Origin of the sequence: Streptomyces sp. NPDC060198, from assembly GCF_042728415.1 — a bacterium.
In the GTDB taxonomy this organism is placed as follows: Bacteria; Actinomycetota; Actinomycetes; order Streptomycetales; family Streptomycetaceae; genus Streptomyces.
On sequence record NZ_JBHWZJ010000389.1, the window covers coordinates 1 to 6,317 of the forward strand.

Genomic DNA, 6,317 nt, shown 5'->3' on the forward strand with positions numbered 1-6,317 from the left:
CGGCGGACCGTTCCCGTCCGCCGCGCCGGTCAGGGCTTCTCGTGCGTCGCGAGGCGGGCGAGGCTGCGGTCGTGCAGGCGGCTGAGGAGCAGCAGGGAGCAGACGGCGCCGATCAGCGCGCAGAACATGTCCCACTGGGTGTCCCACACGTCGCCCTGGGTAGCGAGGAACGAGTCGGCGGCCTCCCCTCCGGTCACGGCGGCCAGCCACTCCAGCATCTCGAAGACGGCGCTGAAGGCGAGGCAGGCGCACACGGTCAGCGGCGGGAGCCAGCGGCTGCCACGCAAGGGCGAGGTGCGGACCAGGAGTTCCCGGACCAGGATCGCGGGGACGAAGCCCTGCATGAGGTGGCCGAGGCGGTCGTACGGGTTGCGTTCCAGGCCGAGCCAGTCGCGTACCCAGTCACCGGCGGGCACCTCGGCGTACGTGTAGTGCCCGCCCACCATGAGGACGAGGGCGTGGACGGCGAGCAGTCCGCAGAGCAGGCCGCTCAGCGGGAACCGCTTGCGCAGCAGGAACAGGAGGGGCAGGCCCAGCATCACCCACACCGTCTCCAGCACCCAGGTGCCGGGTTCCTTGGCGCCCCACGCGGACACCACGAGCGCCACGGCGACGGCGGGCGCGAGAACGGCGGGCAACAGGCGGCCGGTGCGGACGGTGGCCGCGGGGGCGTCCGGCGCGAGGTTCTCGGACGGGTGGGTGGCGGACATCGGTGGCTCCTCGTGTCTGGGCTGTGCCGCCATCCTCCGGCGCCCGCGAGGCCCACGCCTGAGTGTGGATACTCAACGGCCCCGCGCTTTCACCTGGTTGAGGGTGCGGGGGCCGGCGCCGCGGAACGCGGCAGCCCAGGTCCGTGTCCTGTGCCACCGATCCTTGACCGATCGCCACTGAAGTTGGACCACTGCACGGTTCGTGCCATCGAACCTTGACCGCCCAGGTCAGAGTCTCACGAGGCGGTGTCAGTCCCTTGTTGGATGATCCGGCCATGCTGATTGCGACCAACGAGCGCGGCCACGTGGTGAAACGCGCCACCAAGCCCGCCATCGGAACGATGCTGGCCAACCTGCGGCGAGGTAACGCCCATTTGATCGTGGAGCGGGTGGACGAGGAACTGCCCGGCAGCTGGTACATCCAGGTCCTGCTGCGCGAGAACAACGCCTACCAGCTCGAATACCGGGACGGCGTGGCCGAACAGCACTTCCAGACCATGACCGTTTCCCAGGAGAAGGTCCTCGCGGCGCTGCTCGGCTGGGCAGCCGCGAAGCCGAACTGGCAGGACGGCTTCATGTGGAACAACATCGCGGAGCAGTTCGGCCCCAGCGAGCGTGAGACCCCGGAGCCGTCCGACGGCACGGCGCCGTCGACTGGTCCGAAACCGTCCTGACCAGGCCGATCAAGGTTCGATGGCACGAACCGTGCAGTGGTCCAACTTCAGTGGCAATCGGTCAAGGATCGGTGGCACAGGACAGTCAGGCCCAGTGGGTTCAGTCCGGCAGCAGGTGCCCGCGGCGGGAGATCAGGAACTGCTTGAAGGCGGCGACCGGCGGGGTGTCCGGGTGGCCGTCCAGCCAGGCGACGCCGATCTCGCGGACCGCGCGCGGGGCGGTGACCGTCAGTTCGACGACCCCGGGGCGGGCGACGGCGGGCGGCGGCAGCAGGGCGACGCCGAGTCCGGCGGCGACCAGCCCGCGCAGGGTCTCCGCCTCCTCGCCCTCGAACGCGACCCTGGGCACGAACCCGGCCTCCGCGCAGAGGTCGTCGGTGATCCGCCGCAGGCCGTACCCCGGTTCCAGGGTCACGAAGGTCTCGTCGGCGGCCTCCGCGAGCCGGATCCGGCGGCGGGAGGCCAGCCGGTGGTCGTCGGGGACGACGAGGCGCAGGCGCTGTTCGTCCAGCCGACGGGCCACCAGGTCGGGTGCGTCGGGGACGGGTGAGGTGAGGCAGAGGTCCAGCTTCCCCGCGCGCAACCGCTCGATCATCGCCTCGCCGTAGTTCTGCACCAGCTGGAAGCGGACGCCCGGGTGGTCGACCCGGAACGCCCGGATCAGGGCGGGTACGGTCTCCGAGCCCATGGTGTGCAGGAACCCGAACGCGACCTTGCCGGAGGCCGGGTCGGCGTCGGCCCGGACGGAGTCGGCGGCCTTCTCCACCTCGGCCAGCGCGCGCTCGGCGGAGCCGAGGAAGGTACGCCCGGCGGGAGTGAGGGAGACGGTCCGGCCCCGGCGCGCGAACAGGGCGACGCCGAGATCCTGTTCGAGGCGGACCATGGCCCGCGACAGCGAGGACTGGGGCACGTTGAGCTCCTGCGCGGCCCGGGTGACGTGCTCGTGGCGGGCGACCGCCTCGAAGTACGCGAGCCGGGGCGCGAGGACCGCGCGAATGTCTTCTTCGTAACTGCTCGGTGACAGTCGGGGCTGTGAGCTGCGGTCATGCACCATGGGAACGATTATCGCGGTTTCATGCATTGGACGCATCAAACGCACCGGCCTACGGTCGCGGTATGCCTCCTGCCAGTACCGGGGCATCCACCGTCGCGGTGGATGCCTGCGCACAGCCCGTTCCGCACGCGCCCGCCACGGCCGTCGCGTCCGCCCCGCCCGTCGCGGCCACCGCGACCGCGACGCCCGCCGACACGCGGCTCGAACCCGGCGGGCCCGGCTACCGCCGCATGAGCTTCGGGCTCTTCGCCGCCGGCGTCGCGACCTTCGCCCTCCTCTACTCCACCCAGGCCCTGCTGCCCTCGGTCTCCGCGTCGTTCGGCGCCACGGCCGGGCAGGCGAGCTGGACGGTCTCCGCCGCGACGGGGGCCCTGGCGCTCGCCGTGCTGCCGCTGAGCGCGCTCTCCGAGCGCTTCGGCCGCCGGCAGATGATGACGGCCTCGCTCACCATCGCCGTCACGATCGGCATGCTGGTGCCGTTCGCCCCCTCGCTCGGCACCCTGATCGCCCTGCGCGCGGTGCAGGGCGCGGCACTGGCCGGGCTGCCCGCCTCCGCGATGGCCTTCCTCGCGGAGGAGGTCCGGCCCAAGGCGCTGGTCGCCGCCATCGGCCTGTTCGTGGCGGGCAACAGCATCGGCGGCATGAGCGGCCGCATCCTGACCGGCTGGATCGCCCAGCTCTGGGGCTGGCGGGTCTCGCTCGGCGCGGTCGGCCTCTTGGCCGTGGGCTGCGCGGTCGCCTTCCACCTGCTGATGCCCCGGGCACGGCACTTCGTCCCGGGCTCGCTGAACCCGAGGGCGCTGGTGCGGACGGTCGGCGGGCACCTGTCCGACCCGCTGCTGCGCCGCCTCTTCCTCATCGGCGGGCTCTTCATGACGGTGTTCGGAGCCGTCTACACGGTGATCGGCTACCGGCTGGTGGCGGCTCCGTTCGACCTGCCTCAGGGCGTGATCGGTTCGATCTTCCTCGTCTACCTGGTCGGTACGGTCTCCTCCGCCGCGGCGGGCCGCCTGGTCGGCCGCCTGGGCCGCCGGGGCGCCCTCTACCTCGCCGTCTCCACCACCGCCGCCGGGCTGCTGCTTTCGCTCGCCGACCAGCTGGCCGCGGTGCTGCTGGGCCTGGTCCTGATCACGGCTGGCTTCTTCGCCGGCCACGCGGTCGCCTCCTCCTCGGTGAGCCGTACGGCCACCACGGGCCGCGCCCAGGCGTCGGCGCTGTACCAGTCCGCGTACTACCTCGGCTCCAGCGCGGGCGGCACGCTCGGCGCGGTCGCCTTCCACGCGGGCGGCTGGACCGGCACGGTCGGGCTCGGGCTCCTCGCGGTGGCCGGCGTCGTCTCGGTGACGGTGTACGGGTCGCGGTGCGCGCGGGCCGCACGCAGGGCGCACGCGCGGCACACCGGGATGGCCGTCGCACGCTGAGCCGTACGCACATACGTACCGTCGCCACATCGGTACACGTTCCCGGACAACCCCAGCTCCCCTTCGCTCGTCAGCTGAGTGACAACCTGGCGCGAGCAAAGGGGAGTTGGCGCACATGAACAACACAGTGGGCTCAGGGACCACATCGGGCGCGAGAGTCGCGGCGGCACCGGTGGCCGTACCGGGAACGTGGCGGCGGCGCGTGGGGGTGCTCTCGGTCGCCGGACTGATGGCCGCCCCCGCGCTGGTGCTCACGACGGGTACGGCCGCCGAGGCCGCCTCGTGCACCACGTCGAAGGGGCCCTACCAGAAGCAGGTCGAGAAGTTCCTCGGGCGGCCGGTCGACGGCAAGCAGTCCACGACCGACTGCAAGGCGATCCAGAAGTTCCAGAAGACGCACGGGATCACGCCCACCATCGGCTACGCGGGGCCGATCACCTGGCGCACCATGAACACCATGCTGGCCCAGAAGGCGGCGGGGAAGAACCCGAACAAAGCGAAGAAGTGCCCCGTGAACAAGGGGCGGATCGCCTGCGTCGACCTCACCCGGCAGCTGAGCTGGATCCAGGACGGCGCGAAGCTCGTCTACGGGCCGGTGCCCGTGCGGACCGGCCGCGACGGCGCCGAGACCCGTACCGGCGCCAAGAAGATCTACTGGCGGCACGCGAACCACTGGTCGACGATCTACCACGTGTGGATGCCGTACTCGCAGTTCTTCGACGGCGGACAGGCGTTCCACTCGGTCACCAAGTCCATGTGGAACCCGCCCGGCTCGGGCGGCTGCGTCAACATGCGCCCGGCCGACGCGAAGGCGTACTGGAACCTGCTGCGGAACGGGGACGACGTCTACGTGTACGGGCGCAAGCCGGGGACCTGAGCGGTTGTGCGCTTCCCGCCCGCTTGTCCGTGCGCTGCGGTAGCTTCCCTGGTGCGGGGGCGGTGTCACAGCGCGACAGGGGCAGGGCGATGAGTGATCTCACGACGGCGGCGGGCGCGACCGGGGACGCGGAGGCCGGGAGAGCGGAGGCCGAGAGCGAGCGCGGGAGCGTCGAAACCAGGCTGGAGGGACACCGGGTCGAGCTCACCGGGTACTGCTACCGGATGCTCGGCTCGGCGTTCGAGGCGGAGGACGCGGTCCAGGACACGATGGTGCGGGCCTGGCGCAACTTCGAGAAGTTCGAGGGGCGTTCCTCGCTGCGCTCGTGGCTGTACCGGATCGCGACCAACGTCTGTCTGGACATGCTGACGGCCGGCAACAAGCGGGCCCGGCCCGTCGATCTGTCCGGGCCGACCCCGCTCGCGCAGGCCGCGCTCAACCCGCTGCCGGAGAACACCTGGCTGGAGCCGATGCCCGACGGCCGCATCCTCCCCTCCCCCGCCGACCCGGCGGAGGCGGCCGTCGCCCGGGAGTCGGTACGTCTCGCCTTCGTCGCCGCGCTCCAGCACCTGCCGCCCAAGCAGCGGGTGGTGCTCATTCTGCGCGAGGTCCTCGCCTGGAAGGCGTCCGAGGTCGCCGAGCTGCTCGACACCTCCGTCGCCTCGGTGAACAGCGCGCTCCAGCGGGCCCGCGCCACCCTGTCCGAGGCCGGTGAGCGCGGCCCCGACACCGCCGACCCGCTCGACGAGGAACAGCGCAGACTCCTGGAGCGGTACGTCGCCGCCTTCGAGGGGTACGACATGAAGGCGCTGACCGCGCTCCTCCACGAGGACGCCGTGATGACCATGCCGCCGTTCGACCTCTGGCTCCGGGGGCACGACGACATCACCGGCTTCATGCTCTCCATCGGCGCGAGCTGCGCGGGCTCCCGGCTGGTGGCCACCGCCGCCAACGGCACCCCGGCCTTCGCCCACTACAAGCCGAACCCGGACGGGCCGGGCTTCGTGCCGTGGGCGGTGCAGATCATCGACATCCAGGACGGCGCGATCACCGGGATGCACTGCTTCCTGGACACCCAGCGCTGGTTCCCGCTGTTCGGGCTGCCGGACAGCCTGGACGCCGACGGGAAGTAGGCGGCGCTCAGGAGTGGTCGGGGAATCCGGCCAGGTCCGTCAGGCCCACCAGGTCGAGCAGGGTGCGCAGTTCGGGTGGTACGTCGCGCAGGCGCAGCGTGCCGCCGCCCGCACGGCGGGCGGTGAGGGAGAGCCGGGCCACCGCCTCCACGGCGGTGAGGTCGGGGCGGACCACTCCCGCCAGGTCGCATTCGGCCGGGGCGGCGGCGCGGCCGGGGACGGCCAGAAGCCGTTCCAGCTCGGCGCAGAGCTCAGGTACCCGGGCGCGGGTGATCCGGCCGGTGACCACGAGGGTGACCGGGGGCTGTCCGGCCGGGGGCGTGAGGGGCGGGGGTGCGGCTTCCACACCTGTGCAGACCGTGCCCGGTGCCGTAACTCATCGGCGTGCGCCGGGGGCCTCGCCGGCCTGCGGAAAGAGCCCGGCCGGTACGGAGCACTCCGTACCGGC

At 71.9% G+C, this 6,317-nt stretch carries 7 protein-coding genes; 4 read left to right on the forward strand and 3 right to left on the reverse strand.

Annotation, left to right across the window (positions count from 1 at the left end; all coding sequences use genetic code 11):
* Window positions 1–29 precede the first annotated feature (29 nt).
* Window positions 30–710 (reverse strand): DUF2238 domain-containing protein, encoded by a 681-nt coding sequence (locus tag ACFWEP_RS29930; RefSeq protein ID WP_387374693.1) that lies wholly within the window; start codon window positions 708–710, stop codon window positions 30–32.
* Between the two features lie 275 nt (window positions 711–985).
* On the opposite strand from ACFWEP_RS29930, the gene ACFWEP_RS29935 reads away from it, so the two are divergent.
* Window positions 986–1,384, forward strand: a complete 399-nt coding sequence (locus ACFWEP_RS29935; RefSeq protein WP_387374695.1) for a hypothetical protein — start codon at window positions 986–988, stop codon at window positions 1,382–1,384.
* A 100-nt stretch (window positions 1,385–1,484) separates the two neighbouring features.
* Here the strand turns inward: ACFWEP_RS29935 and ACFWEP_RS29940 are convergent, their stop codons facing one another.
* The gene (locus ACFWEP_RS29940; protein ID WP_387374696.1) at window positions 1,485–2,438 is read right to left on the reverse strand and encodes a LysR family transcriptional regulator; all 954 of its coding nucleotides are present in this window, start codon (window positions 2,436–2,438) and stop codon (window positions 1,485–1,487) included.
* A 62-nt stretch (window positions 2,439–2,500) separates the two neighbouring features.
* On the opposite strand from ACFWEP_RS29940, the gene ACFWEP_RS29945 reads away from it, so the two are divergent.
* The 3 genes from ACFWEP_RS29945 (at window position 2,501) to ACFWEP_RS29955 (ending at window position 5,869) form a co-directional block, all read left to right on the forward strand.
* On the forward strand, window positions 2,501–3,859 hold the full coding sequence (locus ACFWEP_RS29945) for an MFS transporter (RefSeq protein WP_387374698.1): 1,359 nt from the start codon (window positions 2,501–2,503) through the stop codon (window positions 3,857–3,859).
* Window positions 3,860–4,088: 229 nt separating this feature from the next.
* Window positions 4,089–4,736, forward strand: a complete 648-nt coding sequence (locus ACFWEP_RS29950; RefSeq protein WP_387374704.1) for a L,D-transpeptidase family protein — start codon at window positions 4,089–4,091, stop codon at window positions 4,734–4,736.
* Window positions 4,737–4,825: 89 nt separating this feature from the next.
* Entirely contained in the window at window positions 4,826–5,869 is a 1,044-nt protein-coding gene (locus ACFWEP_RS29955; RefSeq protein ID WP_387374700.1) for a sigma-70 family RNA polymerase sigma factor, read from the forward strand.
* A gap of 7 nt (window positions 5,870–5,876) precedes the next feature.
* Here ACFWEP_RS29955 and ACFWEP_RS29960 read toward each other — a convergent pair whose 3' ends face one another.
* The gene (locus ACFWEP_RS29960; protein ID WP_387374702.1) at window positions 5,877–6,215 is read right to left on the reverse strand and encodes an STAS domain-containing protein; all 339 of its coding nucleotides are present in this window, start codon (window positions 6,213–6,215) and stop codon (window positions 5,877–5,879) included.
* Between the last annotated feature and the right edge of the window lie 102 nt (window positions 6,216–6,317).

What these genes read in the sequence shown, in the direction of transcription:
- ACFWEP_RS29930 (WP_387374693.1), bottom strand. Translation starts at nt 710, where the DNA reads ATGTCCGCCACCCACCCGTCCGAGAACCTCGCGCCGGACGCCCCCGCG.
- ACFWEP_RS29935 (WP_387374695.1), top strand. Translation starts at nt 986, where the DNA reads ATGCTGATTGCGACCAACGAGCGCGGCCACGTGGTGAAACGCGCCACC.
- ACFWEP_RS29940 (WP_387374696.1), bottom strand. Translation starts at nt 2,438, where the DNA reads ATGGTGCATGACCGCAGCTCACAGCCCCGACTGTCACCGAGCAGTTAC.
- ACFWEP_RS29945 (WP_387374698.1), top strand. Translation starts at nt 2,501, where the DNA reads ATGCCTCCTGCCAGTACCGGGGCATCCACCGTCGCGGTGGATGCCTGC.
- ACFWEP_RS29950 (WP_387374704.1), top strand. Translation starts at nt 4,089, where the DNA reads ATGGCCGCCCCCGCGCTGGTGCTCACGACGGGTACGGCCGCCGAGGCC.
- ACFWEP_RS29955 (WP_387374700.1), top strand. Translation starts at nt 4,826, where the DNA reads ATGAGTGATCTCACGACGGCGGCGGGCGCGACCGGGGACGCGGAGGCC.